General features: G+C 63.8%; 23 protein-coding genes. 17 read left to right on the top strand and 6 right to left on the bottom strand.

Translation table 11 applies throughout. The features are described 5' to 3' along the window. Positions 1–2: 2 nt before the first annotated feature. Complete coding sequence (locus VG320_RS06600) at positions 3–1,556, bottom strand: sensor histidine kinase (RefSeq protein ID WP_327199332.1); 1,554 nt, start codon at positions 1,554–1,556, stop codon at positions 3–5. A gap of 204 nt (positions 1,557–1,760) precedes the next feature. Next, entirely contained in the window at positions 1,761–2,447 is a 687-nt protein-coding gene (locus VG320_RS06605; RefSeq protein WP_027815974.1) for a response regulator transcription factor, read from the bottom strand. A gap of 119 nt (positions 2,448–2,566) precedes the next feature. Between VG320_RS06605 and VG320_RS06610 the strand changes: the two genes are divergently transcribed. Further along, the gene (locus VG320_RS06610; protein WP_167063651.1) at positions 2,567–2,797 is read left to right on the top strand and encodes a DUF3717 domain-containing protein; all 231 of its coding nucleotides are present in this window, start codon (positions 2,567–2,569) and stop codon (positions 2,795–2,797) included. 165 nt (positions 2,798–2,962) lie between these two features. Here VG320_RS06610 and VG320_RS06615 read toward each other — a convergent pair whose 3' ends face one another. Beyond that, positions 2,963–3,289: a 4a-hydroxytetrahydrobiopterin dehydratase gene (locus VG320_RS06615; RefSeq protein WP_414695984.1), complete on the bottom strand. Its 327-nt coding sequence runs from the start codon at positions 3,287–3,289 to the stop codon at positions 2,963–2,965. 143 nt (positions 3,290–3,432) lie between these two features. Further along, positions 3,433–4,329: a phenylalanine 4-monooxygenase gene (gene phhA / locus VG320_RS06620; protein WP_327199333.1), complete on the bottom strand. Its 897-nt coding sequence runs from the start codon at positions 4,327–4,329 to the stop codon at positions 3,433–3,435. A gap of 139 nt (positions 4,330–4,468) precedes the next feature. On the opposite strand from phhA, the gene VG320_RS06625 reads away from it, so the two are divergent. Beyond that, positions 4,469–4,960 carry an Lrp/AsnC family transcriptional regulator gene (locus VG320_RS06625; protein ID WP_027815978.1) on the top strand — a complete coding sequence of 164 codons (492 nt, stop codon included), beginning with the start codon at positions 4,469–4,471 and terminating at the stop codon, positions 4,958–4,960. A gap of 32 nt (positions 4,961–4,992) precedes the next feature. Here the strand turns inward: VG320_RS06625 and VG320_RS06630 are convergent, their stop codons facing one another. Both VG320_RS06630 and VG320_RS06635 read right to left on the bottom strand, forming a co-directional pair. Next, positions 4,993–5,520 carry a class IV adenylate cyclase gene (locus VG320_RS06630; protein ID WP_327199334.1) on the bottom strand — a complete coding sequence of 176 codons (528 nt, stop codon included), beginning with the start codon at positions 5,518–5,520 and terminating at the stop codon, positions 4,993–4,995. A gap of 214 nt (positions 5,521–5,734) precedes the next feature. Further along, positions 5,735–6,622: a LysR family transcriptional regulator gene (locus VG320_RS06635; RefSeq protein WP_327199335.1), complete on the bottom strand. Its 888-nt coding sequence runs from the start codon at positions 6,620–6,622 to the stop codon at positions 5,735–5,737. 136 nt (positions 6,623–6,758) lie between these two features. Here VG320_RS06635 and VG320_RS06640 point away from each other — a divergent pair, with 136 nt between their 5' ends. The 15 genes from VG320_RS06640 (at position 6,759) to VG320_RS06710 (ending at position 26,136) form a co-directional block, all read left to right on the top strand. Next, positions 6,759–8,282, top strand: a complete 1,524-nt coding sequence (locus tag VG320_RS06640; RefSeq protein ID WP_327199336.1) for a CoA-acylating methylmalonate-semialdehyde dehydrogenase — start codon at positions 6,759–6,761, stop codon at positions 8,280–8,282. Between the two features lie 15 nt (positions 8,283–8,297). After that, entirely contained in the window at positions 8,298–10,001 is a 1,704-nt protein-coding gene (locus VG320_RS06645; protein ID WP_327199337.1) for a GMC family oxidoreductase, read from the top strand. A gap of 402 nt (positions 10,002–10,403) precedes the next feature. Next, a complete protein-coding gene (locus VG320_RS06650) occupies positions 10,404–11,183 on the top strand; it encodes an ABC transporter ATP-binding protein (protein ID WP_327199338.1) in 780 nt (259 codons plus the stop codon). Beyond that, the gene (locus VG320_RS06655; RefSeq protein ID WP_327199339.1) at positions 11,180–11,953 is read left to right on the top strand and encodes an ABC transporter ATP-binding protein; all 774 of its coding nucleotides are present in this window, start codon (positions 11,180–11,182) and stop codon (positions 11,951–11,953) included. The genes VG320_RS06650 and VG320_RS06655 overlap by 4 nt, the downstream gene beginning before the upstream one ends. Before the next feature lie 107 nt (positions 11,954–12,060). Next, positions 12,061–13,278, top strand: coding sequence for an ABC transporter substrate-binding protein (locus tag VG320_RS06660; protein WP_327199340.1), 1,218 nt, complete (start codon positions 12,061–12,063; stop codon positions 13,276–13,278). Positions 13,279–13,387: 109 nt separating this feature from the next. Further along, a complete protein-coding gene (locus VG320_RS06665; RefSeq protein ID WP_327199341.1) occupies positions 13,388–14,272 on the top strand; it encodes a branched-chain amino acid ABC transporter permease in 885 nt (294 codons plus the stop codon). Next, on the top strand, positions 14,272–15,243 hold the full coding sequence (locus tag VG320_RS06670) for a branched-chain amino acid ABC transporter permease (protein WP_327199342.1): 972 nt from the start codon (positions 14,272–14,274) through the stop codon (positions 15,241–15,243). The genes VG320_RS06665 and VG320_RS06670 overlap by 1 nt, the downstream gene beginning before the upstream one ends. Before the next feature lie 768 nt (positions 15,244–16,011). Then, positions 16,012–17,157 carry an ABC transporter substrate-binding protein gene (locus tag VG320_RS06675; RefSeq protein ID WP_414695985.1) on the top strand — a complete coding sequence of 382 codons (1,146 nt, stop codon included), beginning with the start codon at positions 16,012–16,014 and terminating at the stop codon, positions 17,155–17,157. Positions 17,158–17,485: 328 nt separating this feature from the next. Beyond that, positions 17,486–18,649 carry an ABC transporter substrate-binding protein gene (locus VG320_RS06680; RefSeq protein ID WP_327199367.1) on the top strand — a complete coding sequence of 388 codons (1,164 nt, stop codon included), beginning with the start codon at positions 17,486–17,488 and terminating at the stop codon, positions 18,647–18,649. Between the two features lie 150 nt (positions 18,650–18,799). After that, positions 18,800–19,855 carry a branched-chain amino acid ABC transporter permease gene (locus tag VG320_RS06685; protein ID WP_327199344.1) on the top strand — a complete coding sequence of 352 codons (1,056 nt, stop codon included), beginning with the start codon at positions 18,800–18,802 and terminating at the stop codon, positions 19,853–19,855. Between the two features lie 4 nt (positions 19,856–19,859). Further along, on the top strand, positions 19,860–21,647 hold the full coding sequence (locus VG320_RS06690) for a branched-chain amino acid ABC transporter ATP-binding protein/permease (RefSeq protein WP_327199345.1): 1,788 nt from the start codon (positions 19,860–19,862) through the stop codon (positions 21,645–21,647). After that, positions 21,647–22,393, top strand: a complete 747-nt coding sequence (locus tag VG320_RS06695) for an ABC transporter ATP-binding protein (protein ID WP_327199346.1) — start codon at positions 21,647–21,649, stop codon at positions 22,391–22,393. Before VG320_RS06690 ends, VG320_RS06695 begins: the two co-directional genes overlap by 1 nt. A 192-nt stretch (positions 22,394–22,585) precedes the next feature. Next, the gene (gene mnmG / locus VG320_RS06700) at positions 22,586–24,544 is read left to right on the top strand and encodes a tRNA uridine-5-carboxymethylaminomethyl(34) synthesis enzyme MnmG (RefSeq protein WP_327199347.1); all 1,959 of its coding nucleotides are present in this window, start codon (positions 22,586–22,588) and stop codon (positions 24,542–24,544) included. After that, the gene (gene rsmG, locus VG320_RS06705; RefSeq protein WP_327199348.1) at positions 24,541–25,239 is read left to right on the top strand and encodes a 16S rRNA (guanine(527)-N(7))-methyltransferase RsmG; all 699 of its coding nucleotides are present in this window, start codon (positions 24,541–24,543) and stop codon (positions 25,237–25,239) included. The genes mnmG and rsmG overlap by 4 nt, the downstream gene beginning before the upstream one ends. A 126-nt stretch (positions 25,240–25,365) precedes the next feature. Next, on the top strand, positions 25,366–26,136 hold the full coding sequence (locus VG320_RS06710; protein WP_327199349.1) for a ParA family protein: 771 nt from the start codon (positions 25,366–25,368) through the stop codon (positions 26,134–26,136). Positions 26,137–26,144: the final 8 nt, after the last annotated feature.

Raw genomic sequence — 26,144 nt, forward strand, 5'->3', positions numbered from 1 at the left:
GATCAGAGATCGATCGGCGCCTGATGCGAAGGTTTTTTCGATGTGGTCGGAGCCACCTGGGCTGCTTCGCGATCGTCGGCGTTGACGCTGTCTGCAGAGATGCTCTTGCGCATCATCCGGTCGCCCGAGTGCCGCACATTGAGCGGTACGCGCACGATGAAACGCGCGCCGCCTTCGGGCGCGTCTTCGTAATGCACGCTGCCGCGATGCAGCGTCATGATGTCGTGGACGATAGCGAGACCCAGGCCCGCGCCGCTATCGACGCCGCTTTCGCTCTGGCCGTCGCCGCGGAAGAAGCGCTTGAAGAGGTCCGCCTGCTGGCCGTGCGGCACACCGCGGCCATTGTCCTCGACGATGATCTCCGCCATCGGCACGCCTTCGGCGATGGTTTGCGAAACCGTCACTGTGATGCGTCCACCATCGGCGCGCGCGGGCGGCAGGTATTTGAGCGCATTGTCGAGCAGGTTCGCGATCACCTCGTGCAACAGCACGGGATTGCCGCGCACCATCAGCGGCGTGTCGTTCTCGGGATCGTCCAGGCGCTGGAAGCCCAGATCGACGTGCCATGCGAGCGCGCGCGGCACCCATTCCGCGCCGGTCTCGAAGGCCAGTGCGGACATGTCGATATCGACGAAGCGCGCGGCCTGTTCGCCAGGCTCCGCGCGCGCGAGCGACAGCAACTGGTTCGACAGACGCACGGCGCGGTCGGCGGCGGCGCGCAGTTCGCGCACGGCGTCGCTGACCTTCTGCGGCTCGCGCGCGTTGACGGCCTGTTCGGCGTGCAGCTTCACGGCAGTGAGCGGCGTGCGCAACTGATGCGCGGCGTCGGCGATGAATTTGCGCTGGCCTTCGAGAGCGGTCTTCAGACGCCCGAGCAGGGCGTTGAGCGCGCCCGTGAGCGGGCGGATCTCGACGGGCACATAGGTTTCGTCGACCGGCTCCAGCGAGGTGTGAGTCTGCCGGTTGAGCGAATCGGCGAGATCGGTCAGCGGATTGAGCTGCTGGTTCACCACGCGCCACACGATCACCCAGCCCGCGAGCAGCAACAGCAGCAGCGGCATCATGATCGCCACGAGGAATTCGGCGGCGATGCGAAAGCGATGATGCACGGGCTGGCCGACTTCGACGACGATCGGATTGCCGTGCGGCTGCGGCACGCGCACCTGCGCGACGCGCACGCTCACGCCCTGATAAACGGTCTCGAACACATACGCGTAATGCATGCGGCGCACGTTGGTGCCTTGCAGCGGGAGATCGTGGTCGCCGGCGATTTCGGTCTCGCCGTTGCTGATGCGGTAGACGAGATGCTCGACGGGGTCGGAGAACATCGCCTGGGCGAGCGGCGGTACGGTGACGGGCGCATCGGGACCGGCGATCTGGATCTGTTTCGAGATCGCGGTGGCGAGGTCGGCGAGCGATCGATCGACCACGTGCTGCGTGTACTGCCACGCGAGCCAATAGGCGATCAGGCCGCTCATCAGCGCGAGCAGCGATAGTGGAGCGGCGAGGCGGCGCAGCAGCGTACGGCGCAGGCTCGTTGCGGCCGGGAGGGACATGATCGGTTCAGGCTTAGGGTAGACGTGGGCGCGGGGCCGGGAGGCGGTCCACGCGGGCCTGAATCATTTTACGCGGGTGGACGCCCGTGCGGCACAGACGAAGGTGTCAGGGCGCGGGACAGCGTAGGGCAGAAGGGGAAACGCAGGGAGAGAAAGCCGGCGCCTCGCGGGGATGCGAGACGCCTTGAGGGACACGCCGAAGGCTTAAGCCGCCTGGCGGATTTCCTGCAGCAGGTAGCCGAAGCCACGCACCGTGACGATTTCGACACGGCAGTTTTCGAGCTTTTTGCGCACGCGGTGCACATAGACTTCGATTGCGGTGTCGCCGAGATCGCCGCCGAAATGCGTGAGGTGGTCCTGCAGTTGCGCCTTGCTCACGACGCGGCCATGACGCAGCAGCAGCATTTCGAGCACGGCAAATTCGCGCGGCGAAAGTTCGAGCGGCTTGTCGTCGTTGAAGATGCGGCGATCGACGCCCGACAGGCGCACACCGCCCAGCGAGACTTCAGGACGCGGCACGTCGCCATGCGGGCCGCTGCGGCGCATCACGGCGCGGATGCGCGCTTCGAGTTCGGCCGGTTCGAACGGCTTGAGCATGTAGTCGTCGGCGCCCGAATTGAGGCCTTGCACGCGGTCATTGAGCTCGTCGCGCGCGGTCAGCACGATCACGGGCGTATGACGGTTGCTTTGACGGAAGCGCGAGAGCAGCGTCATGCCGTCGATGCCCGGCAGGCCGAGGTCGAGGATCACGAGCTCGTGACGGTTCTGCGTGAGAGCCTGTTCGGCGAAGATGCCGTCGTGGACCATGTCGACCGTGAAGCCGGCTTGTTCGAGGCTGGACTGGATGCCGCGTGCGATGGGGCGGTCGTCTTCGATCAGAAGGAGTCGCATGGAATTCGCTCAAGTACAATGGGTTTAGCGTTCAGGCACGCAGTTCGCGGGCGCCGCGATTGAAACGGCGACGCTAGCTGAGTGGCGCCGCGTGCAACAGTTGCACGATCACGACCAACATGTCCGATATTTCGATCACCGAACTCGAAGCCGCGATCAACTTCTGGCGCGACCGCTCGCCTTCGAGCGGCGACGAACTCGCGTTGTGCCAGGAGGCAAGTGCGCTCTCCAGGCCATATGCGCTGCTGATTGTACAGCGTCAGAACGTCTTCTCACCGGATCGTTTGGACCCTCAGGCACGCATTGCCTGGGAGTCTTACGTGTCCCTCAAGAAAGGCCTTCAAAGCTGAAGGTTTCGACGTCCGATACCCTGCATTATGCTTTCATTGCAGCGCATTTGCTCGTTGTTGCGCGGTGCGCGCCGTGCGTTACCTTTGCCTAACGCGCGACGCACGCAATGCGCTTACTCGCGTTTTCCCGATATCGATCCAGGCGCTTCGTTGCGAAGCCGCTGATCAGGTCGCCAGCGGCCCCGGCGCGATCGAGTCGATGAAGCTCGCAAGCTCCACGTCACGCTTGGTGAGGCCGTCGGCTTCATGCGTCGAGAGGGTGATTTCCACGCGGTTATAGACGTTGAACCATTCGGGATGGTGATTCATTTCCTGCGCCTTGATCGCTACGCGCGTCATGAAGCCGAAGGCTTCGTTGAAATCGGCGAAACGGAAATGACGCTGGATGGCGTCGCGGCCCGCGACGGATTGCCAGCCATGCAGGCCGGCGAGTTGCGAGGCGCGCTCTTCGGAGGTGAGGCGGTTGATCATGATGGCACCTGTATGCGTTATGCGTTTCGGGCCCGGCAACGCGCCGGGCCGATAATCGATTCTTCCACGGATGGCCTGGGCGTGCGAGCGCACGCCGGGCGAACTGCGGCAATGGGCGCACTCAGGCCGCCCGCGGTTTTGCGTTGCCGCAAGCGCGGCGTTCTTCAGACGTCGCCGTCGGTGAGCCAGCCTTCGCGTGTGCCGCGCGTGTACACCGTGTCGCTCGCCAGCACGTCGCCAGCGGCGTGCGGTTCTACCGCGATCAGCGGCGCGGGGTCGGCCAGACGTGCCGCAATGCCCGCGCCCAGCGCGTCGAACAGCTGCGCGAACGAGTCGATCACGAAGTAGGTCTTCTGGAACGTGTCGATGCGATAGCGCGTGCGCAGCACGCGATCGAGGTCGAAGGCGAGCCGGTTGGGCGCCGCGCTTTCTACGCTGTAGAGCGATTCGCCCTTGCTCGACACGATGCCTGCGCCGTAGATTTTCACGCCGTCTTTGGCGTCTGCATCGCGCATCAGGCCGAATTCCACCGTGTACCAGTAGAGCCGCGCGAGCAGTGGCAGCGCGCGGTCCTCCACGGCGAGCGCGGCGCGGCCGTAGGCGTGGATCGCATCGGCGAAAACCGGGTCCGTGAGCAGCGGCACGTGGCCAAACAGATCGTGAAAGCAGTCCGGTTCCTGCAGGTAATCGAGCTGGTCCGGGCGGCGCATCCACCAGGTGACCGGAAAGCGGCGATTGGCCAGGTGCTCGAAGAAGATGCGATCGGGCACGAGGCCCGGCACGGCCACAATACGCCAGCCGGTGGCGGCCATCAGGCGCTCGCTCACGGCCTCGAAGTCGGGCACGTGCGCGACGTTCAGGCCGATGCGCTGCGCCCCCTCAATGAAGGCTTCGCAGGCGCGGCCGTCGAGCAGCGCCATCTGCCGCCGGTAGAGCTGATCCCAGACTGCGTGATCGACCGCGCCGTAGCGCTCGCGCGGCTGGCCGATGGTGAAATCCGCGCGGGTTTCCAGGCCCGCGTCGAATTGTTCCTGCAGTTTGGCGGTGGCGGCGATGGCCATGTTCTTGCGCTCCACTAAAGCATTTGCTGAAAAGCAAGTTTAGAGCGGAGTGCGTGCGGGAGGTGCGCGTTTCAGATGATGTATCGGCATTGCATGCGATAATCGTGCATTAATCAGCTATTCAATGCAGGATATTTTCATGCTCGAACTCGATCACTTCGATCTGGCGCTGCTCGACGTACTGCAGCGCTTTGGCCGCGCCACCCATCAGCAGCTTGGCGAACAGGTGCCGCTCTCGCCCTCGCAGATCGGCAGGCGTTTGCAGCGGCTGGAAGCCTCGGGCGTGATCGACGGTTATCGCGTGGTGTTGCGGCCCGAGAAGCTGGGTCTGGGCGTGACGGCGTTCACGAGCCTGAAGTTGAAGCATCACGGCGATTCGATCATCGAGCAGTTCCAGCAGCAGATCGACGTGCTGCCGGAAGTGCTCGAATGCCATGCGGTGGTGGGGGACGCCGATTATCTGCTGCGCATCGTGGCGCCGGATCTGAACGCACTGTCGTCGTTCGTGATGAAGAAGCTGATGCGCGTGCCCGGCGTGGACAGCGTGCGCTCGAATATCGTGCTCACGACCTTCAAACGCAACGGCCCGCTGCCGCTGGGGCATCTGGAGCCGGGCGCGGCGCCGCTTTGAGGCGTGCCGCGCTTGAGTAAGGCCTAAGCGATTTACGCGGCCTGAGCCGGCGCATTGAGCAGATCGACGTACGCCACGGCCACGAGATCGCTCTCGTCCACGCCCAGCTTCTTGAACACGGCGGCCGCTTCCGCTTCGCCGCCTTGCTCGTCGTCGTCCGGGGCGAGCACCACTTCCAGTTCGACGAAGTCGCCCAGGCCGTCTACGCGGTCCAGATGGATGCGCGTGCGGCCCGCCAGGTACACGTGACGTTCCTTCGTGACGATGCCGCGCGTGGTGAGGGCGGTGGCCAGCAGCGAGTGCATCGCTTCGGCGTTGGTCACGGGGCTGCGCGTGTAGTACGAGGCCTTGGGGCCGTCGCGGTCGTCGCGCTGGTAGAAAATCAGTTCGGGCGGCGTGCCGTCGTCGAATTGACGCAGTTTCAGGCGGCCGCGCGGCACGTCGTAGAAGAAGTCCTGCTGGCGAAAGATCAGCGGCGCATCGGATGCGAGCTGGGCGGCGCGCTCGCGCAGGGCGTCGAAGTGACGGGCGCGGGCTTTGATTTCGATGTTGCGGGCCATGCAAGCTCCTGTTGGTACGAGGGAACAACCGGCGAGGCTCGAAACGCGCCGCAGCGAACTCCCGCAGGGAGCATCGAAAAACGCGGCGCGAATTCCGAATCTAGCAAAACTTGCGTGACCGCGCTGTTACATCGATGACGGTTCTTTATGTTTTCAATGTCTGACAGATAGGGTCAGACGTCAGCGCGCCGCACCGCAGGTTCATGAGCGCGGCTCATATCGCCCACTGCGTCTCGATCGACTTGAGCGCCGCCGCGATTGTCGGCTCGTCGCGCCGTGCCGCGAGCACGATGAAGGTGAGTTCGGTCGGCACCGTCACGCCTTCGACGATGGTGAGCGCGTGCGCGTGCGCCTCCGCAATCGCCGTTGCGTCGCGCGCGAGCGTGAGCCCCACGCCCGATTTCACGAGGTCGAGCATCGAGGGCTCCTGATCCACTTCCGCGACCTTGTTCGGCTTGACCCCCGCCGCCTCGAACAGCCCCGACAGCAGCCGGTTATGCGCCGACGCCGGCGGCGTCCAGATCCACGGCAACGCCGCGAGCGCGCGCCAGTCGCGCGCGCCTTTCACGCGATCTTTCCAGCCCGCAGGCGCGAGCACGCGGTACTGGAAGCGCGTGAGCGTGATCGTGTGAAAGGTATCGGGATCGGGGCCTGGCTGGCCGATGTAGTAGCCCACGTCCAGCTCGCCCGCGCGTATCTGGTCGAGCACCCAGCCCGACATGCCGTGACGCAGCGCCGTTTCGATCTGCGGCCAGGTTTCAACAAGCTGGCGCAGAAAACCGCCCAGACGCAGAAACGCCGGATCGAGAATGGTGCCAATGCGCAGCTTGCCGCGTACCTCGTGCCGCAGAGCAGCAGCGGCGCGCTGCACGTCGGCGGCGGCCGCGATCGCACGCTCGGCATGCGGCAGCAGCGCCTGGCCGTCGCGCGTGAGCGTGAGGCCGTGCGAGGCGCGCGTGAAAAGCGTGACGCCCAGCGTCTCCTGCAGATGCTTGATCTGCAGGCTCACGGCGGGCTGCGTGAGATGCAGATGGGTGGCCGCGCGCGTGAGATTGCCCTCGCGCGCGACCGTCACGAACGCCCGCAACAAGGTCAGGTCCATGCGCTGATATTAACGCGCCTTATATCGCATTTGAGGATTAATCATTGGATTGGCGCGGCGCCGTGAGATTACGCTAAGGGCCGATCCGCACACCGCGTGCGGGCTCCGACGATAAACCTCCATCGAAGAGGGAAACATGAGCGAGACACATCGTAGCGAGGCGCCTGCGCGCGACCTCACGCATTTCGTCAACGGCCAGGCGCTCGCCGCCACCAGCGGCCGTTATGCCGACGTCTTCAATCCCGCCACCGGCGCCGTGAGCGCGCGCGTGCCGCTCGCGAGCGTGGCCGAAGTCGATGCGGCCGTCGCCGCAGCGCTTGCCGCCTTTCCCGCCTGGAGCGAGACGCCGCCCATCAAGCGAGCCCGCATCCTCTTCAAGTTCAAGGAACTGCTCGACCGCCATCACGACGAACTGGCCGCGCTCGTCACGCGCGAACACGGCAAGGTGTTCTCCGACGCCAAAGGCGAGGTGATGCGCGGCATCGAAATCGTCGAATTCGCGTGCGGCATTCCCAATCTGCTCAAGACCGATTTCACCGATCAGATCGGCGGCGGCATCGACAACTGGAATCTGCGCCAGCCGCTGGGCGTGGTGGCGGGCGTGACGCCGTTCAATTTCCCGATGATGGTGCCGTGCTGGATGTTTCCGGTGGCGCTGGCGTGCGGCAATACCTTCGTGCTGAAGCCTTCGGAGCGCGATCCGTCGGCGTCACTGCGGCTTGCGGAACTGCTCAAGGAAGCCGGTCTGCCCGATGGCGTGTTCAACGTCGTGCACGGCGACAAAGTGGCGGTGGACGCGCTGATCGCGCATCCGGATATCGCCGCGCTCTCGTTTGTCGGCTCCACGCCGATTGCCGAATACATCTACACGGAAGGCACAAAACACGGCAAGCGCGTGCAGGCGCTGGGCGGCGCGAAGAATCATCTGGTCGTGATGCCCGACGCGGATCTCGATCAGGCCGTCGATGCGTTGATCGGCGCGGCGTACGGATCGGCGGGCGAACGCTGCATGGCGATCTCGGTGGCGGTGGCCGTGGGTCATATCGCGGATGAGCTGATCGAGCGCCTCACGCCGCGCGTGAAGGCGCTCAATATCGGCGACGGCATGAACGAGGCTTCGGAGATGGGGCCGCTCGTGACGGCGGCGCATCGCGCCAAGGTGCAGGGCTATATCGATGCGGGCGTCGGTGCGGGCGCGAAACTCGTGGTGGATGGGCGCGGCCATACGGTCGCGGGGCGCGAGAACGGGTTCTTCCTCGGCGGCACGCTGTTCGACGAGGTGAAAACCGATATGTCGATCTATCGCGAGGAGATCTTCGGGCCGGTCCTTTCGGTGGTGCGCGTGCCGGATTTCGCGAGCGCGGTCGAGTTGATCAACGCGCATGAGTTTGCCAACGGCGTGTCGTGTTTCACCTCCGATGGCGGTGTGGCGCGCGCGTTCTCGCGGCAGATCAAGGTAGGCATGGTCGGCATCAACGTGCCGATTCCCGTGCCGATGGCGTGGCATTCGTTCGGCGGCTGGAAGCGCTCGCTGTTTGGCGATCATCACGCGTATGGCGAAGAGGGCGTGCGCTTCTACACGCGCTACAAGAGCATCATGCAGCGCTGGCCGGACAGCATCGCCAAGGGCGCCGAATTCACCATGCCGGTGGCGAAGTAAGCGAGGCGCGCCACCATGTCAGCAACTCATGATTCCGCAAGCGGGCGCCGCGCCGAAGGTGAATTCGATTATGTGATCGTTGGCGCGGGCACGGCGGGCTGCGTGCTCGCCAATCGCCTCACGCAGGACCCGGATGTGACCGTCCTGCTCATCGAGGCGGGTGGCAAGGACGACTATCACTGGATTCATATTCCGGTTGGCTATCTCCACTGCATCGGCAATCCGCGCACGGATTGGCTCTATAAAACCGCCGCCGAAAAAGGCCTCAACGGACGCTCGCTCGCGTATCCGCGCGGGCGCGTGCTGGGCGGATCGTCGTCGATCAACGGCATGATCTATATGCGCGGCCAGCGCGAGGATTACGACAAGTGGGCGCGCGTGACGGGCGATTCGGGCTGGGCGTGGGAATCGGTGCTGCCGGTGTTCAAGCGCAGCGAGGACCATCACGGCGGCGCGAACGAGTTTCACGGCGCGGGCGGCGAATGGCGCGTCGAAAAACAGCGCCTCAAATGGACGATTCTCGAAACCTTTGCGCGGGCGGCGCAGGAGCAGGGCATTCCCGCGACCAGCGACTTCAATCGCGGCAATAACGAAGGCGTGGGCTACTTCGACGTGAACCAGAAGCGCGGTGTGCGCTGGAATGCGTCGAAGGCGTTTTTGCGCGCGGCGATGAAGCGGCCCAATCTCACCGTCGTCACGGGCGCGCTCACCGAGCGTGTGGTTTTCGAGGGCAAGCGCTGCGTGGGCGTTGATTATCGCGGCGACGTGCCTTATCGCGCGCGCGCTCGCTGCGAGGTGATTTTGAGCGCGGGCGCGGTGAATTCGCCGCAATTGCTGGAGCGCTCCGGCATCGGCGATGCGGCGCGGCTCGCGCAGATTGGCGTCGATGTCGTGCAGGATCTGCGCGGCGTGGGCGAGAACCTGCAGGACCATCTGCAACTGCGCATGGCGTTTCGCGTGAACGGCGTGCGCACGCTCAACACAGCGTCGGCGCACTGGTGGGGCAAGCTGATGATCGGCATGGAATACGCGCTGATGCAGAGCGGGCCGATGTCGATGGCGCCCTCGCAACTGGGTGCGTTCGCGAAGTCGGATACGAACGACCCGGGCCTCACGCGTCCCGATCTGCAGTATCACGTTCAGCCGCTGTCGCTCGATCGCTTTGGTGAGCCGCTGCATCGCTTCAATGCGTTCACGGCGTCGGTGTGCAATCTGCGGCCCACCTCGCGCGGCAGCATCCACGCGGTTTCCGCGCGCGCGGAGGACGCGCCTGTGATCGCGCCCAACTATCTCTCGACCGAACACGATCTGCGCGTGGCCGCCAACGCGCTGCGCCTGACGCGCCGCATTGCCGCTTCGGCGGCGCTGGCGCGCTATCAGCCGCACGAGATCCTGCCGGGCCTGGCGTTCCAGAGCGAAAGCGAATTGCGCGAGGCGGCGGGCAATATCGGCACGACGATTTTCCATCCGGTGGGCACCTGCCGCATGGGCCGCGCCGACGATGCAGACGCCGTTGTCGATGCGCGTTTGCGCGTGCGCGGCGTGGAGGGCTTGCGCGTGGTGGATGCGTCGGTGATGCCGTTGATCACCTCGGGCAACACCAATTCGCCGACGCTGATGATCGCCGAACGCGCCGCGCAGATGATGCGCGAGGATCGGCGTGCAAAGGCGGCTACGCCCGCGCACGCCGACGCAGTCGCTCCCGCTCATATAGGGTGAAGCGCGTGCTTAACTGCGCGCGGCGACATCGGCAACGGTGAGCGGCGCGCAGCAAAGCGAGTGTTTCGGACCACTATCCAGGACATGCGCCGCATCAGCGGCGCGTGCGCGTTTGCACGCCGGTGGTGCAGATGCAATGTCTTTAACATGCGTTCATTGTGCTGTTATCGCGCGATTATCGTCGCTTAAATCTCCTTGTCGAATTCCCTGCTTCCTGCCGCTCACCCGTAAGTGCAAATCCCAATGATTGCGCTGCATCAATGGCGAGACAATGGCGCGGAATGACAAAAGCGGGGGAGGCATGCGCCGGAACATGGCGTGTCATGCATCGTCGTGCGCAGGCCTGCACGAACCCATCGAAGCCAGTCGAAGCATCAGCCTTTACTTCGCGTGGAAGGGAACATGATTTTCGGCGACACGATTCTGGAGACGCGCGGCCTCACGAAGCAGTTCAAAGGCTTCACGGCCGTGAACGGCGTGAACCTGCGCGTGTGCCGCGGTTCGATCCACGCGCTCATTGGACCGAACGGCGCGGGCAAGACCACTTGCTTCAATCTCCTGACTAAATTCCTCGTGCCGAGCGCGGGGCGCATCGTCTTCAACGGCATCGACATCACGAATGAGCGGCCCGCGCAGATCGCGCGGCGCGGCATCATCCGCTCGTTCCAGATTTCCGCGGTGTTTCCGCATCTCACGGCCTTGCAGAACGTGCGTATCGGCCTGCAACGGCAACTGGGTACCGCGTATCACTTCTGGAAGAGCGAGCGCACGCTGGCCGAACTCAACGACCGCGCGATGGATCTGCTCACACAGGTGGGCCTGACCGATTTCGCCGATGTGCCCACCGTCGAGCTGGCCTACGGACGCAAGCGCGCGCTCGAAATCGCCACCACGCTTGCGATGGAGCCGGAGCTGATGCTGCTCGACGAGCCGACCCAGGGCATGGGCCACGAGGATGTGGATCGCGTCACGGCGCTCATCAAGAAGGTGTCGACGGGACGCACGATCCTGATGGTCGAGCACAACATGAACGTGATCGCGGGCATCTCCGACACCATCACGGTTCTGCAACGCGGCGAGGTGCTGGCCGAAGGCAGCTACGCCGAAGTCTCGAAGAATCCGCTTGTCGCCGAAGCCTACATGGGCAGCGCGGATGCGGCGCTCGCAGGGGCGCACGCATGAGCACGGTGACGGAGCAGCATGGCGAACAGGATGCCGCGGCGGGCGAGGGTGAAAGCGCGCTGGAGATCGCGGGCCTGCAGGCGTGGTACGGCGAATCGCACATTCTGCATGGCGTCGATCTGTCCGTGAAACGCGGCGAGGTGGTGACGCTGCTCGGCCGTAACGGCGCGGGCCGCACCACCACGCTGCGCGCGATCATGGGCCTCACGGGCCGCCGCACTGGATCGATCCGCATCGGTGCGCGCGAAACGATCCAGATGCCGACGTATCGCATCGCGCATTGCGGCGTGGGCTATTGCCCCGAAGAACGCGGCATTTTTTCGAGCCTGTCGTGCGAAGAAAATCTGCTTTTGCCTCCTGCCATCGGTGCAAAAAGCGGCGCGAAGGGCGCGCAAGGCATGTCGCTCGACGAGATCTATTCGATGTTCCCCAATCTCGCGGAGCGGCGTCACAGCCAGGGCACACGCCTTTCGGGCGGCGAGCAGCAAATGCTGGCTGTTGCGCGCATCCTGCGCACGGGCGCGAATCTGCTGCTGCTCGACGAGATTTCCGAGGGCCTCGCGCCCGTCATCGTGCAGACGCTTGCGCGCATGATCGTCACGCTGAAGTCGCGCGGCTACACCATCGTGATGGTCGAGCAGAACTTCCGCTTCGCCGCGCCGCTGGCCGACCGTTTTTATGTGATGGAGCACGGCCGCATCGTCGAGCGTTTCGGCATCGCCGAACTCGAAGGGAAGATGCCGGTGCTGCACGATCTGCTTGGGGTCTAGTTTCTGTTTCCGTATGGCGCGCGGGCGTTGTATTCCCTGCGCCGGATTGTTTTGCCTCGCCTGAATAACAACGCTGCATAACAACGTAACCAGTGAAGGAGACAGCAATGAAGAAAACCACGTTCGCGCGGCTCGCGGCCTATGTTGCCGCCACGGCGGCGGCTACGGCGCTTTGCGCGGGGAATGCGCAGGCCGCGAACGACGCGGTGAAGATCGGCTTCATCACGGATATGTCTGGGCTTTACGCGGACGATGACGGCCAGGGCGGCCTCACGGCGATCAAGATGGCGATCGCGGACTTCGGCGGCAAGGTGCTCGGCAAGCCGATCGAGATCATGTACGCCGATCACCAGAACAAGGCCGATATCGCTGCCTCGAAGGCGCGTGAATGGATGGACCGCGACGGTCTGGACATGCTGCTCGGCGGCACGAATTCGGCGACGGCGCTGGCGATGAATCAGGTCGCGCAGGAGAAGAAGCGCGTCTACTTCAACACGGGCGCGGGCACCGATGCGCTCACCAACGAACAGTGCACGCCCTATACGGTGCACTACGGCTACGACACGGTGGCGCTTGCCAAGGGCACGGGTCTGGCCGTGCTCAAGCAGGGCGGCAAGACGTGGTTCTTCCTGACCGCCGACTACGCGTTCGGCAAGTCGCTCGAAAAGAACACGGCGGACGTGGTGAAGGCCAATGGCGGCCAGGTGCTGGGCGAAGTGCGGCATCCGCTTTCGGCGTCGGACTTCTCGTCGTTCCTGCTGCAGGCGCAGGCCTCGAAGGCGCAGATCCTGGGCCTCGCGAACGCGGGCGGCGACACCGTCAACGCAATCAAGGCAGCCAAGGAATTCGGCATCAACAAGACCATGAAGACCGCGGCGCTGCTGATGTTCCTGCCGGACGTGAACAGCCTTGGGCTTGAAACGACGCAGGGCCTCGTGCTCACGACCGGCTGGTACTGGGATCAGAACGACGCGACGCGCAAGTGGGCGCAGCGCTATTACGACCAGACGAAGAAGATGCCGTCCGAACTCCAGGCGGCGGATTATTCGGCGGTGACCAACTACCTGAAGGCGGTCCAGACGGCCGGCACGACCGACGCCGACAAGGTGATGGCGCAGCTCAAGAAGACGAAGATCGACGACTTCTACACGAAGGGCGGCTACATCCGCCAGGACGGCGTGCTGATCCACGACATGTATCTGGTCGAGGTGAAGAAGCCGTCGGAATCGAAGCGTCAGTGGGACTACTACAAGGTGCTGCAGACGATCCCCGGGGAGCAGGCCTACACGGCGAAGGCGGATTCGAAATGCGCGCTGTGGAAGTAATCGCAACGCTGGTCTGATGAGAACGCGCGCGGCGCCGTGAGCGCGCCGCGTCGCGTCCATAAGCGCTTGAGCGTTGTTTCCGCTAATCGTGCCGTTATAGGCGGCTTTCATGATGATTTTTGGCATTCCGCTGCCGGCCTTGCTCAGCCAGCTATTGCTCGGGCTCGTGAACGGTTCGTTCTACGCGATCCTGAGCCTGGGGCTCGCGGTGATCTTCGGCATGCTCAACGTGATCAATTTCGCGCATGGCGCGTTGTTCATGCTGGGCGCGATGCTCACGTGGATGGGGCTCGCGTATTTCAACCTGCCGTACTGGGCGATGATCGTCATCGCGCCGGTGGTGGTGGGACTCTTTGGCATATTGATCGAGCGTTCGATGCTGCGCTGGCTGTATCGGCTCGACCATTTGTATGGACTCCTGCTGACTTTCGGTCTGACGCTGGTGGTGGAAGGGGTATTCCGCTCGATCTATGGCGCCTCCGGGCAGCCCTATGACGTGCCCGATGCGCTTGCGGGCGCAACTAACCTGGGCTTCATGTATCTGCCCAACTACCGCGCGTGGGTGGTGGTGGCGTCGTTGGCCGTGTGCTTCGCGACGTGGTTCGTGATCGAGAAGACGCGGCTGGGCGCGTATCTGCGCGCCGGCACCGAAAACCCCAAGCTCGTCGAGGCATTCGGCATCAACGTGCCGCTGATGGTCACGCTGACCTATGGCTTCGGCGTGGCGCTCGCTGCGTTTGCGGGCGTGCTGGCCGCGCCCGTCATCCAGGTTTCGCCGCTGATGGGGCAGCCGATGATCATCACGGTGTTCGCCGTGGTCGTGATCGGCGGCATGGGTTCGATCATGGGCTCGATTCTTACGGGCCTGCTGCTCGGCGTGATCGAGGGCTTCACGCGCGTGTTCTGGCCGGAGGCGTCTGCGACCGTGGTGTTCGTCATCATGGCGATCGTGCTGCTGATTCGCCCCGCTGGCCTCTTCGGCAAGGAACGGTGATGCAAAGAAAAGTGCTGTACGCGCTGCTGCTGGTCGCGCTGATCGTGGCGCCGTTCGCGGGCGGCTATCCGCTCTTCGTGATGAAGGTGCTGTGCTTTGCGCTGTTTGCGGCCGCGTTCAATCTGCTGATCGGTTACACGGGTTTGCTGTCGTTCGGGCACGCGATGTTCCTCGCGAGCGCGGGCTACACCACCGGCTACGCGATCCAGTCGCTCGGCTTTACGCCCGAGCTGGGCGTGCTGGCCGGCACCGTGGTGGCGACGTTGCTTGGCGTGATCGTCGGCATCTTCGCGATCCGGCGTCAGGGCATTTACTTCGCGATGGTCACGCTCGCGCTCGCGCAGATGGTCTACTTCGTGTTCCTGCAGGCGCCGTTTACGCACGGCGAGGACGGTTTGCAGGGCGTGCCGCGCGGCAAGCTGTTTGGACTTTTGTCGCTCGACTCCGATCTGTCGCTCTACTACGTCGTTCTGGTGGTGATGGTGCTGGCGTTCGCGCTAATCGTGCGCATCGTGCATTCACCGTTCGGCCAGGTGCTGGTGGCGATCAAGGAGAATGAGCCGCGCGCGATTTCGCTGGGCTACGACACGGACCGCTTCAAGCTGCTTGCCTTCGTGCTGTCGGCTGGGCTTGCGGGGCTGGCTGGGTCGCTCAAGGTGCTGGTGCTGGGCTTCGAGACGCTTGGCGATGCCTACTGGACCATGTCCGGCCTCGTGATCCTGATGACGCTGGTGGGCGGCATGGGCACGCTGTTCGGGCCGCTGCTCGGCGCGGCGCTGATCGTCGCGCTGGAAGACCGGCTGGGCGATATTGGCAGCGCGCTGGCATCGGTCACGGGGGTGGAGTGGTTCCGCTCGCTGGGCGAGTCCGCAACCATCGTCACGGGGCTGATTTTCATTGCCTGCGTGCTGGCGTTCCGGCGCGGAATCGTCGGGGAGATCGTCGCGCGGGTGCGGCCGCTGCGGGCGTGATTTGAGCCTGATCGGCGCGTGCTGCGAGTTTTGATTCTGGCTTGCTTCACGTGGAAATTCACGTGAAAATGGCTGCCTTCGTGTGCGATGCAACGTGCAAAGCGCACGACCCCGGATACGTGTGCGGATTGCGACAATTCCGTGTCGGCGCGCCCCATTTCGGTGCCGCACTGCACCACTAGGGTAAATGCTAGTTGCCCGCCAGGGGTGCGAAAGTTAAAGTTTCACCTAGTTCTGATGCACCGAATTTGCAGGTGGAGAACGAGGAGACAACTGAGGCACAAAGTGCCCGGACAAGGAAGCGCAGTTGGATGAGAATCCAACTGCGCTTTTAATATTCTGCTTTGGCTTATATCGCTGAAGCGCGCCTCGTTCTCCATCCCCGCCTTCCCTTCGTTTTTCCCCCTCGTTGTTCCAGCTGGCGTTCGCCGCCAATCGGCATTCTCGCGTCATTTTCCCGTCGTTCGACCGGTTTATATTGCGTCGCAATGCGTGGCACAACCCACTGCGTCAGCCTCACGCCAAGCCGTATTTACCCGCCGTTGCATCCACGCTGTAAGGTGCCGGAAAGCGCTTGCCGCGCGAAACATCGCTCCGTTACACTCGCCATTCGCCGACCATGCGGTCAGCATTATCGACCTGCGCTTCTGGCGCATCGGCGCGCGAACCCTGCCTGATTCGAACCCGCAGACGTGGAAAACGCACATTCTGCGGCGCAATAAGAAAACGACGATCGAAGGAGTGGAGATGCAGTTGGTTTGGCGTTGGATGGGTGCGGCCTGTGCCGCGACGGGGATGCTTGCCGCTACGGCAGGCGTGGCGTTCGCGGACGTGAAGATCGGCGTGACGCTGTCTGCCACGGGACCGGCGGCGTCGCTGGGCATTCCGGAAAAGAATACGGTTGCGCTGCTGCCGAAGGAAATTGCGGGTCAGAAGGTCGATTACGTCGTTCTGGACGATGCCACGGATTCCACCCAGGCCGTGAAAAACGCGCGCAAGCTCACGAGCGAGGATCACGTCGATGCGCTGCTCGGCTCGACGGTCGTGCCGAATTCGCTGGCGATGATCGACGTCGCCGCAGAAACCTCCACGCCGATGATTTCGATGGCGGCCGCCGCCTCGATCGTCGAGCCGATGGACGCCAGGCGCGCGTGGGTTTTCAAGACGCCACAGAACGATCAGTTGATGGCGGGCGCGATCTCGCAGCACATGGCCGCGCATGGCGTGAAAACGGTGGCCTTCATTGGCTTCGCGGACGCCTACGGCGAGAGCTGGTACAAGGAGTTCAGCGCAGCGGCGGCGAAGCAGGGCATCAAGGTGGTGGCCAACGAACGTTTCGCGCGCAACGATGCCTCGGTCACCGGCCAGGTGCTCAAGATGATCTCGCAGCATCCGGACGCCGTGCTGATCGCGGGCGCCGGCACGCCCGCCGCGCTGCCGCAAAAGACGCTCAAGGAGCGCGGCTACGCCGGCAAGTATTATCAGACGCACGGCGTCGCCAACAACGATTTCCTGCGCGTGTGCGGCAAGGATTGCGACGGCACGTATCTGCCCGCCGGGCCGCTGCTTGTCGCCGATCAACTGCCGGACGCGAATCCCGTGAAGCAATCGGCGCTCGCCTACAAAGCCGCGTATGAGAAGGCGTATGGCGCGGGGTCCATCTCGACTTTCGGCGGTCATGCGTGGGACGCGGGGCTGTTGCTCCAGCATGCGATTCCCGTCGCTCTCAAGGCGGGACAGCCGGGCACCCCGGCGTTTCGCGAGGCGCTGCGCAAGGCGCTCGAAGCTACGCACGATGTGGCTGGCGCGCATGGCATCTTCAACATGAGCGCGACCGATCATGCGGGCCTCGATCAGCGGGCGCGCGTGATGGTGCAGATCGTCGGCGGCAAGTGGAAGCTGGCCGGCGATTGAGTTTCACGAGGAACGCACACGCATCTCACTCGACATACAAAGGCACGCTCCCTCGGACGTGCCTTTTTTGTTGCTGTCGCAACGATGTGGCGAGCGATCTGGGAGGCAGGGCAGGGCGGTAAGGCAGCACCAGGGCAGGCGGATCGCGCGGCGGCTTGTGCAGTGCCGCAGGCAGGGAAAACCATGCGTCACACGCGCGATCCCCCTTACTACACTCAAAGGCCGGCGCGGCGGCGAGCAGCTTGTTGCCTGCCGCAGCACATGCCGACACAACAAATCGACACGCAGACGAAGCGTTTGGAGACGCGCAATGAAAACAAAGTTGGCGATGAAGAAGTGGTCAGTGAACGCCGTCAATGCCGCACTCGCAACGGCATTGATGAGCATGGCGGGCGTGGCCGCGGCGCAGGTGAAGATCGGCGTGACGCTTTCGGCGACGGGGCCGGCGGCGTCGCTCGGCATTCCGGAGAAGAACACGATCGCGTTGCTGCCCAAGGAGATCGGCGGCAAGAGCGTGCAATACATCGTGCTCGACGATGCGTCGGACACCAGCAAGGCCGTGCAGAACACCCACAAGCTGATCGACGAGGATCACGTCGATGCGATCATCGGCTCGTCGGTGACGCCGAACTCGCTGGCGATGCTCGACGTCGTCGCGCAGGGCAAGACGCCGATGATCTCGCTGGCCGCGTCGGCGGCGATCGTGCAACCGGTGGACGACAAGCGCAAATGGGCGTTCAAGCCGCCGCAGAACGACAGCCTGATGGCCGATGCGATCGCCAGCTATATGGAGAAGCACGGCGTGAAGACCGTGGGCTTCATCGGTTTCACGGATGCCTATGGCGATAGCTGGCTGCGCGAGTTCACCGCGGCGGCGGCGAAGCATAACGTCAAGATCGTCGCGAGCGAGCGCTATAACCGCACGGATTCGTCGGTGACGGGGCAGGCGCTCAAGCTGATGGCGGCGAACCCGGATGCGGTGCTGATCGCTGGTTCGGGCACGCCATCCGCGCTGCCTGCGACCACGCTCAAGGATCGTGGCTACAAGGGCAAGATCTACCAGACGCACGGCGTGGCGAACAACGATTTCCTGCGTGTGTGCGGCAAGGACTGCGAGGGCGAACTGCTGCCTGCCGGCCCGATTCTCGTCGCCGATCAACTGCCCGATTCGAACCCGGTGAAGAAGTCGGCGCTGGCCTATAAGGCGGCCTACGAGAAGGCTTATGGCGCGGGTACGGTCGCGACCTTCGGCGGCCACGCCTGGGACGCTGGGCAGATGCTGCAGCGTGCGATTCCGGCCGCGCTCAAGACGGCGCAACCCGGCACCGAGGCGTTCCGCTTGGCGCTGCGCGACGCGCTTGAAAGCATCAAGGATCTGCCGGTCTCGCACGGCATCATGAATACCTCGCCGACCGATCATAACGGCCTGGACGACCGCGCGCGCGTGATCGTTGAAGTCGTCAACGGCAAGTGGAAGCTGCAGGGCGACTGAGCCGCGGCACTATTCCTCGTTGTTTGTCTCTGACGCGGCGCAGCCTGCCTTGGCTGCGCCGCGCGCTTTCCGGCTGTACCGCAACTTCCCGCATCGCTTCCAACGTCGTTCTGACGTTGCCGGTTTCACGTGTTTCAGGAAAGAGGGGTTATGGATTTATCGATCGCCGCGATCCTCGCGCAGGACGGCATCACCACTGGAGCGATCTACGCGCTGCTCGCGCTCGCCCTGGTGCTGGTGTTTTCCGTCACGCGCGTGATCTTTATTCCGCAGGGCGAATTCGTCTCGTACGGCGCTTTGACGCTCGCCGCGCTGCAATCGCAGAAGTTTCCCGCCACCTGCTGGCTGCTCGTCGCGCTGGGCATTGCGTGCTTTGTCGTCGAGACGGCCGGGCTCGTGCGTCATGCCGAACGGCGGCGTCACGCGGCCCGTACGCTCGTTACGCTCGCGGGCAAGTATCTGCTTTTTCCCATCGCGCTCTACGCGCTCACGCGCGGCGTGGCCGCCCAGCCGCTGCCGATGCTCGCTCAGATCGCGCTCACGCTCGCCATCGTCGTGCCGATGGGGCCGTTCATCTACCGGCTCGCCTATGAGCCGATCGCCGAGGCGACCACGCTGCTGCTGCTGATCGTGGCGGTGGCGGTGCACTTCGCGATGGTCGGCCTTGGCCTTGTGATGTTCGGCGCGGAAGGCTCGCGCACGACGGCGTTCTCGGACGCCAGCTTCAACATTGGCGCGCTGTCGATCTCGGGGCAGAGCCTCTGGGTCATCGGTACGGCCGTCGTGCTGATCGTCGCGCTGTACTTCTATTTCGACCGCACGATTTCCGGCAAGGCGCTGCGCGCGACTTCGGTGAACCGGCTGGGCGCGCGGCTTGTCGGCATCGGCACCACGCAGGCCGGGCGGCTGGCGTTCACGCTTGCGGCGGGGCTGGGCGCGCTGTGCGGCGTGCTGGTCGCGCCGCTCACGACCATCTACTACGACTCGGGTTTCCTGATCGGCTTGAAGGGCTTCGTGGGCGCGATTATCGGCGGGCTGGTGAGCTATCCGCTGGCCGCGGCGGGCTCCGTGCTCGTGGGCCTGCTGGAGTCGTACTCGTCGTTCTGGGCCAGTTCATACAAGGAAGTGATCGTCTTCACGCTGATCATCCCGGTGCTGCTGTGGCGCAGTCTCTCCACCCCGCACGCCGAAGAGGAAGAGGAGTGACGCGATGAAACGACTCGTCTTGCATAACCGCTTTTTCTGGCTGTTCCTCGTGGTGATGTTCGCGCTGCCGGTGTTGCCCGGCGTCGTGCGCGTGCCCGAGTACTGGATCACGCTGCTCAACTACATCGGGCTGTATTCGATCGTCGCCATCGGCCTCGTGCTGCTCACCGGTATCGGCGGGATGACGAGCTTCGGGCAGGCCGCCTTCGTCGGTCTGGGCGCCTACGCGACGGCGTATCTGACGACGCAATACGGCGTCTCGCCGTGGCTCGCGCTGATCGTCGGCGTGGTGATTACTGCGCTCGTCGCGCTCGTGCTGGGGCTTGTGACCATGCGGCTATCCGGTCACTTCCTGCCGCTCGGGACGATCGCGTGGGGGCTCGCGCTGTTCTTCCTGTTCGGCAATCTGGACATGCTCGGCAAGTACGACGGCATCAACGGCATCCCGGTGCTCAACGTGCTGGGCATCGAGCTGGAGTCGGGACGGCACATCTATTACCTGATCTGGGTGGTGGTGCTGGCGTCGGTGATCTCCGTGCAGAACCTGCTCAATAGTCGCACCGGCCGCGCGATCCGTGCGCTGCGTGGCGGCGGGCTGATGGCCGAGGCGATGGGCGTCAACACGGCCTGGATGCGCGTGGTGATCTTCGTCTATGCCGCGGTTCTGGCGGCGGTGTCGGGCTTCCTGTACGCGCATTTGCAGCGTGCCGTGAACCCGACGCCGTTCGGCCTGAATCACGGCATCGAGTATCTGTTCATGGCCGTCGTGGGCGGCGTGGCGCACGTCTGGGGCGCGGTGCTGGGCGCGGCGATTCTCACCGTGCTGCAGGACTGGCTGCAAACCTTGCTGCCCAAGCTGCTCGGCGAGAACGGCAACTTCGAGATCATCGTCTTCGGCATCTTGATGGTGCTCCTGCTCCAGTACGCGCGGCGCGGCGTCTGGCCGTTCGTGGCGCGCTTCTTCCCGCGTGGGCCGCAAGCGCATGTGCCCGAGCACGCCGAACCGTTGCCGCAGCGCAGCAAGCCGGCGACGGGTGAGTTGCTGCTGAACGTCGACAAGGCGCGCAAGCAGTTCGGCGGACTGGTCGCCGTGAACGATGTGAGCTTCGAGGTGAAGGCCGGGCAGATCATCGGCCTGATCGGGCCCAATGGCGCGGGCAAATCGACCACGTTCAATCTGGTTACTGGCGTGCTCCAGCCGACTAGCGGTGCGATCACGTTCCGCGGCGAGCGCATCGACAAGCTGACTTCACGTGAAATCGTCGCGCGCGGGATCGGCCGCACCTTCCAGCACGTCAAGCTGCTGCCGACGATGACAGTGCTGGAGAACGTGGCGATCGGCGCGCATCTGCGTGGCCATTCGGGCGTGCTGCGCAGCGTCGTCAAGCTCAACTCGGCGGAGGAGGGGCGGTTGATGGCCGAAGCGGCCCGGCAACTGCGGCGTGTTGGTCTTGAGAAATATATGTACGAAGAGGCGGGCAGTCTTGCGCTTGGCCAGCAGCGGATTCTGGAAATCGCCCGCGCGCTGTGTTGCGATCCGACCCTGCTGCTGCTCGACGAACCGGCTGCCGGCCTGCGGTATCAGGAGAAGCAGCAACTGGCTGACCTGCTGCGCAGGCTGAGAGAAGAGGGGATGAGCGTGCTGCTGGTCGAACACGATATGGATTTCGTGATGAATCTCACCGATCGTCTGGTCGTGATGGAGTTCGGCACGCGCATCGCCGAAGGACTGCCGCAAGAGGTGCAGCAGGATCCTGCGGTGCTGGAAGCTTATCTGGGCGGGGTGGAGTGATGGCGACACCTATCCTTGAAGTGGCCGGTCTTGCAGTTCGCTACGGCAAGATCGAGGCGCTCCATAAGGCATCGATCAAGGTCGGCGCCGGGCAGATCGTCTCCGTGATCGGCCCGAACGGCGCGGGCAAATCGACGCTGCTCAATGCGATCATGGGCGCGCTGCCCGTGACGGGACACGCGAGCGGCCGTATCGCTTATCTCGGTGATGAAATCGGCGCGTTGCCGATCGAGCGCCGGGTGGCGCGCGGGATGTGCCTCGTACCGGAGAAGCGCGAGTTGTTCGCGTCGATGACGGTCGAAGACAATCTCGTGCTTGGCGCGTACCGGCGCAAGCGGGCAGGGGAGCGCAACTTCCTCGACCAACTCGATCATGTGTTCGACCTGTTCCCCCGCCTGAAGGAAAGGCGTGCGCAGGCGGCGGGCACGCTCTCGGGCGGCGAGCGTCAGATGCTCGCAGTCGGACGGGCGCTGATGGGTAAGCCAGACCTGCTGATGCTGGACGAGCCCAGCCTTGGCTTGGCGCCACTGATCGTGAAGGAGATCTTCCACATCATTAGTGCGCTGCGGCAGACGGGCGTGGCAACGTTGCTGATCGAACAAAACGCACGCGCTGCACTGCAGATTTCCGACTACGGCTATGTGCTGGAAACGGGCGATCTCGCGCTGGAAGGTCCGGCGAGTGAATTGGCGCAGAACCCACGCGTGATCGAGACTTACCTCGGGCTGGCCAAAAAACCGGTTTAGTCACTTCATCCTCGTCAGGCTCTGCAGAAATCAGCGGCGTGTTTCACGTGAAACACGCCGCTTTTTTCTTTTGCGAAGCTAAACCTTAATCGGGCGTGAACGGTCGAAAACCTTAAACCGTTATAATCCGCCCATACCACTTTTTCTGAGAAGGCTCACGCGGTCCATTCGTCCGTGCGTGAGGTCCCCGCCATGCTTTTTCCCACAGAGTTTGACGTAATCGTCGTCGGCGGCGGTCACGCCGGCACCGAGGCCGCGCTTGCCGCAGCCCGCATGGGCGTGAAAACGCTCCTGCTCACGCACAACATCGAAACGCTCGGTCAGATGAGCTGCAATCCGTCGATTGGCGGTATTGGCAAAGGCCATCTGGTCAAAGAAGTCGATGCGCTCGGCGGCGCCATGGCCGCAGCGACGGACGAGGGCGGCATCCAGTTCCGTATCCTCAATTCGTCCAAGGGCCCCGCTGTTCGCGCGACGCGCGCTCAGGCCGACCGTATTCTTTATAAGGCCGCGATCCGTCGTCGCCTCGAAAATCAGCCGAATCTCTGGCTGTTCCAGCAGGCCGTCGAAGATCTGATGGTCGAGGGCGATCGGGTAGTTGGCGCGGTGACGCAGATTGGCCTGCGCTTCCGTGCGCGCGCCGTGGTGCTGACGGCGGGGACGTTCCTCGACGGGAAGATCCACGTGGGCCTGAACAACTACACCGGCGGTCGCGCAGGCGACCCGGCTGCGGTCACGCTTTCGGCGCGCCTGAAGGAACTGAAGCTGCCGCAAGGCCGCCTCAAGACCGGTACGCCGCCGCGTATCGACGGCCGTACGATCGACTTCTCGGTGCTCGAAGAGCAGCCGGGCGATCTCGATCCGGTGCCGGTTTTCTCGTTCCTTGGCCGTGCCGAGCAGCATCCGCAGCAGATCCCGTGCTGGGTCACGCACACCAACGAGCGCACGCACGACATCATCCGCGGCGGTCTGGATCGCTCGCCGATGTACACGGGCGTGATCGAAGGGGTAGGGCCGCGCTACTGCCCGTCGATCGAGGACAAGATTCATCGCTTCGCTTCGAAGGAATCGCACCAGATTTTCCTGGAACCGGAAGGCCTGACGACCAACGAGTTCTATCCGAACGGGATCTCAACGAGCCTGCCGTTCGACGTGCAACTGGAACTCGTGCACTCGATGCGCGGCCTGGAGCACGCGCACATCCTGCGCCCTGGCTACGCGATCGAATATGACTACTTCGATCCGCGCGGATTGAAGGCTTCGCTGGAAACCAAGGTGATCAGCGGTCTGTTTTTTGCGGGCCAGATCAACGGCACCACGGGCTACGAAGAGGCCGCTGCGCAAGGCCTGCTTGCAGGTATCAACGCGGGTCTGCAAGTGCAGGGCAAGGACGCATGGTGCCCGCGCCGCGACCAGGCTTACCTTGGCGTGCTGGTCGACGATCTCGTCACGCGTGGCGTTTCCGAGCCGTATCGTATGTTCACGAGCCGCGCCGAATACCGTCTGAGTCTGCGCGAAGACAACGCCGACATGCGTCTGACGGAAATTGGCCGCGAACTTGGCGTTGTGGACGATGAGCGCTGGGATGCGTTCAGCCGCAAACGCGACGCTGTTTCACGTGAAACCGAACGTCTGAAATCGACGTGGGTGAATCCGAAGACGCTGGGTGCGGAAGAGGCGACGGCATTGCTCGGTAAGCCGATCGATCGCGAGTACAACCTTGCCGATCTGCTGCGTCGTCCGGGTGTGAGCTACGACGGTGTTGTGGGCCTGCGCGAAGGCGCATGCTCGCCCGAAGCGCCGCTCGCCGACGACGCGGTCCTCCTTGAGCAAATCAAGGAGCAGATCGAAATCGGCATCAAATATCAGGGCTACATCGACCGTCAGGCCGACGAAATCGAACGCAACGGCGCGCATGAGAATACGCGTCTGCCGGAAGGCATCGACTATGCGGAAGTGCGCGGCCTCTCGTTCGAAGCGTGCCAGAAGCTCAGCCAGTTCCGTCCGGAAACGATCGGGCAGGCGTCGCGCATCTCGGGCATCACGCCCGCTGCGATCTCGCTGCTGATGGTGCACCTCAAGCGCGGCCTTGGCCGTCGTCGTCAGAACCCGGCCGACGCTGCTGCCGACAACAAGCCGGTGGCTCAATGACGGGGCGCGCACGACAACCTGGCGTCGCGGACCGCGACGGTCTCGCACGCATGCTGAAGGAAGGCGCCGACGCGCTTTCCCTCGACCTGAACGAGCGTCAACACGAACAACTGCTGGACTACGTCGCGCTGCTCGCGAAGTGGAACGCCGTCTACAACCTGACGGCGATCCGCGACCCGCGCCAGATGATGATCCAGCACATCCTCGATTCGCTTTCGATCCTGCCGCATCTGCCTTCACGTGAAAACGCGAACGTGCTCGACGTGGGTTCGGGCGGCGGCTTGCCCGGCATCGTGCTGGCGATTGCGCGCCCGGACTGGCAGGTGACGTTGAACGACATCGTGCACAAGAAGTCGGCGTTCCAGTCGCAGGCCAAAGCCGAACTGGGGCTGGCGAATCTGGCGGTGGTGACGGGGAGGGTGGAATCGCTGCGCCCCGGCGTCGAAGTACCGAAAAAATTCGACTTGATCGTCTCGCGGGCATTCGCGGAACTGTCCGATTTCGTTACACTGGCCCGTCACCTCGTTGCGGACGGCGGCGCGATCTGGGCCATGAAGGGCGTACGCCCCGACGGCGAAATCGAGCGCTTGCCTGAGGGCGCGCGCGCGGTGAATACGATCCGTCTCACGGTGCCGATGCTCGATGCCGAACGGCATCTGAGCGAAGTGCTGGTCGAACCGTTGCCGCAGGACTGATTGCGGTAAACAGAAACATCGCAGTAACAAGCAACTAGCAACATTGGCCGAAAGGCCGAATAGCGCGGCCGTTTTGACTGCGCTAACGTAAGCAAACTCTTCAGGCAGTAAAGGGACACACACAAGATGGCAAAAATCTTCTGCGTTGCGAACCAGAAGGGCGGCGTCGGCAAGACGACGACAACGGTCAATCTAGCCGCGAGCCTCGCATCGCAGGGACAGCGTGTCCTTCTCATCGATCTCGACCCGCAGGGCAATGCCACGATGGGCAGCGGCATCGACAAGGCCGCCTGCGAGTACACCGTGTATGAAGTGCTCGTCGATGGCGTTTCGGTGCCCGACGCGCGCACGAGCCCGGAGCATGTCGGCTACGACGTGCTGCCCGCCAACCGCGAACTTGCCGGCGCCGAAGTGGAACTGGTGTCGGTCGATCAGCGCGAACGGCGTTTGAAGAACGCGCTGGCCCAGGTGGACGACCAGTACGACTTCGTTTTGATCGATTGCCCGCCCGCGCTGTCGCTGCTCACGCTCAACGGACTGTGCGCGGCGCACGGCGTTGTGATCCCGATGCAGTGCGAGTACTTCGCGCTCGAAGGTCTGTCGGATCTCGTCAACACGATCAAGCAGGTGCACGCGAACATGAATCGCGACCTGAAGGTCATTGGCCTGTTGCGCGTGATGTTCGATCCGCGCATTACGCTGCAGCAGCAGGTGTCGGAGCAACTCAAGGAGCACTTTGGCGACAAGGTGTTCGATGCGGTGATTCCGCGCAACGTGCGTCTTGCGGAGGCACCCAGCTACGGCTTGCCGGGCGTGGTGTTCGATCGCGCATCGCGCGGTGCGCAGGCCTACGTGCAGTTCGGCGCGGAAATGATCGAGCGCGTGCGCGCGCTCTGACGCAGACT

It is taken from the genome of Paraburkholderia sp. (assembly GCF_035948235.1).
Classification (GTDB): Bacteria; Pseudomonadota; Gammaproteobacteria; order Burkholderiales; family Burkholderiaceae; genus Paraburkholderia.

Coding starts and splice junctions, on each gene's coding strand:
- VG320_RS06600 (WP_327199332.1), bottom strand. CDS start 1,556: ATGTCCCTCCCGGCCGCAACGAGCCTGCGCCGTACGCTGCTGCGCCGC.
- VG320_RS06605 (WP_027815974.1), bottom strand. CDS start 2,447: ATGCGACTCCTTCTGATCGAAGACGACCGCCCCATCGCACGCGGCATC.
- VG320_RS06610 (WP_167063651.1), top strand. CDS start 2,567: ATGTCCGATATTTCGATCACCGAACTCGAAGCCGCGATCAACTTCTGG.
- phhA (WP_327199333.1), bottom strand. CDS start 4,329: ATGGCCATCGCCGCCACCGCCAAACTGCAGGAACAATTCGACGCGGGC.
- VG320_RS06625 (WP_027815978.1), top strand. CDS start 4,469: ATGCTCGAACTCGATCACTTCGATCTGGCGCTGCTCGACGTACTGCAG.
- VG320_RS06630 (WP_327199334.1), bottom strand. CDS start 5,520: ATGGCCCGCAACATCGAAATCAAAGCCCGCGCCCGTCACTTCGACGCC.
- VG320_RS06635 (WP_327199335.1), bottom strand. CDS start 6,622: ATGGACCTGACCTTGTTGCGGGCGTTCGTGACGGTCGCGCGCGAGGGC.
- VG320_RS06640 (WP_327199336.1), top strand. CDS start 6,759: ATGAGCGAGACACATCGTAGCGAGGCGCCTGCGCGCGACCTCACGCAT.
- VG320_RS06645 (WP_327199337.1), top strand. CDS start 8,298: ATGTCAGCAACTCATGATTCCGCAAGCGGGCGCCGCGCCGAAGGTGAA.
- VG320_RS06650 (WP_327199338.1), top strand. CDS start 10,404: ATGATTTTCGGCGACACGATTCTGGAGACGCGCGGCCTCACGAAGCAG.
- VG320_RS06655 (WP_327199339.1), top strand. CDS start 11,180: ATGAGCACGGTGACGGAGCAGCATGGCGAACAGGATGCCGCGGCGGGC.
- VG320_RS06660 (WP_327199340.1), top strand. CDS start 12,061: ATGAAGAAAACCACGTTCGCGCGGCTCGCGGCCTATGTTGCCGCCACG.
- VG320_RS06665 (WP_327199341.1), top strand. CDS start 13,388: ATGATGATTTTTGGCATTCCGCTGCCGGCCTTGCTCAGCCAGCTATTG.
- VG320_RS06670 (WP_327199342.1), top strand. CDS start 14,272: ATGCAAAGAAAAGTGCTGTACGCGCTGCTGCTGGTCGCGCTGATCGTG.
- VG320_RS06675 (WP_414695985.1), top strand. CDS start 16,012: ATGGGTGCGGCCTGTGCCGCGACGGGGATGCTTGCCGCTACGGCAGGC.
- VG320_RS06680 (WP_327199367.1), top strand. CDS start 17,486: ATGAAGAAGTGGTCAGTGAACGCCGTCAATGCCGCACTCGCAACGGCA.
- VG320_RS06685 (WP_327199344.1), top strand. CDS start 18,800: ATGGATTTATCGATCGCCGCGATCCTCGCGCAGGACGGCATCACCACT.
- VG320_RS06690 (WP_327199345.1), top strand. CDS start 19,860: ATGAAACGACTCGTCTTGCATAACCGCTTTTTCTGGCTGTTCCTCGTG.
- VG320_RS06695 (WP_327199346.1), top strand. CDS start 21,647: ATGGCGACACCTATCCTTGAAGTGGCCGGTCTTGCAGTTCGCTACGGC.
- mnmG (WP_327199347.1), top strand. CDS start 22,586: ATGCTTTTTCCCACAGAGTTTGACGTAATCGTCGTCGGCGGCGGTCAC.
- rsmG (WP_327199348.1), top strand. CDS start 24,541: ATGACGGGGCGCGCACGACAACCTGGCGTCGCGGACCGCGACGGTCTC.
- VG320_RS06710 (WP_327199349.1), top strand. CDS start 25,366: ATGGCAAAAATCTTCTGCGTTGCGAACCAGAAGGGCGGCGTCGGCAAG.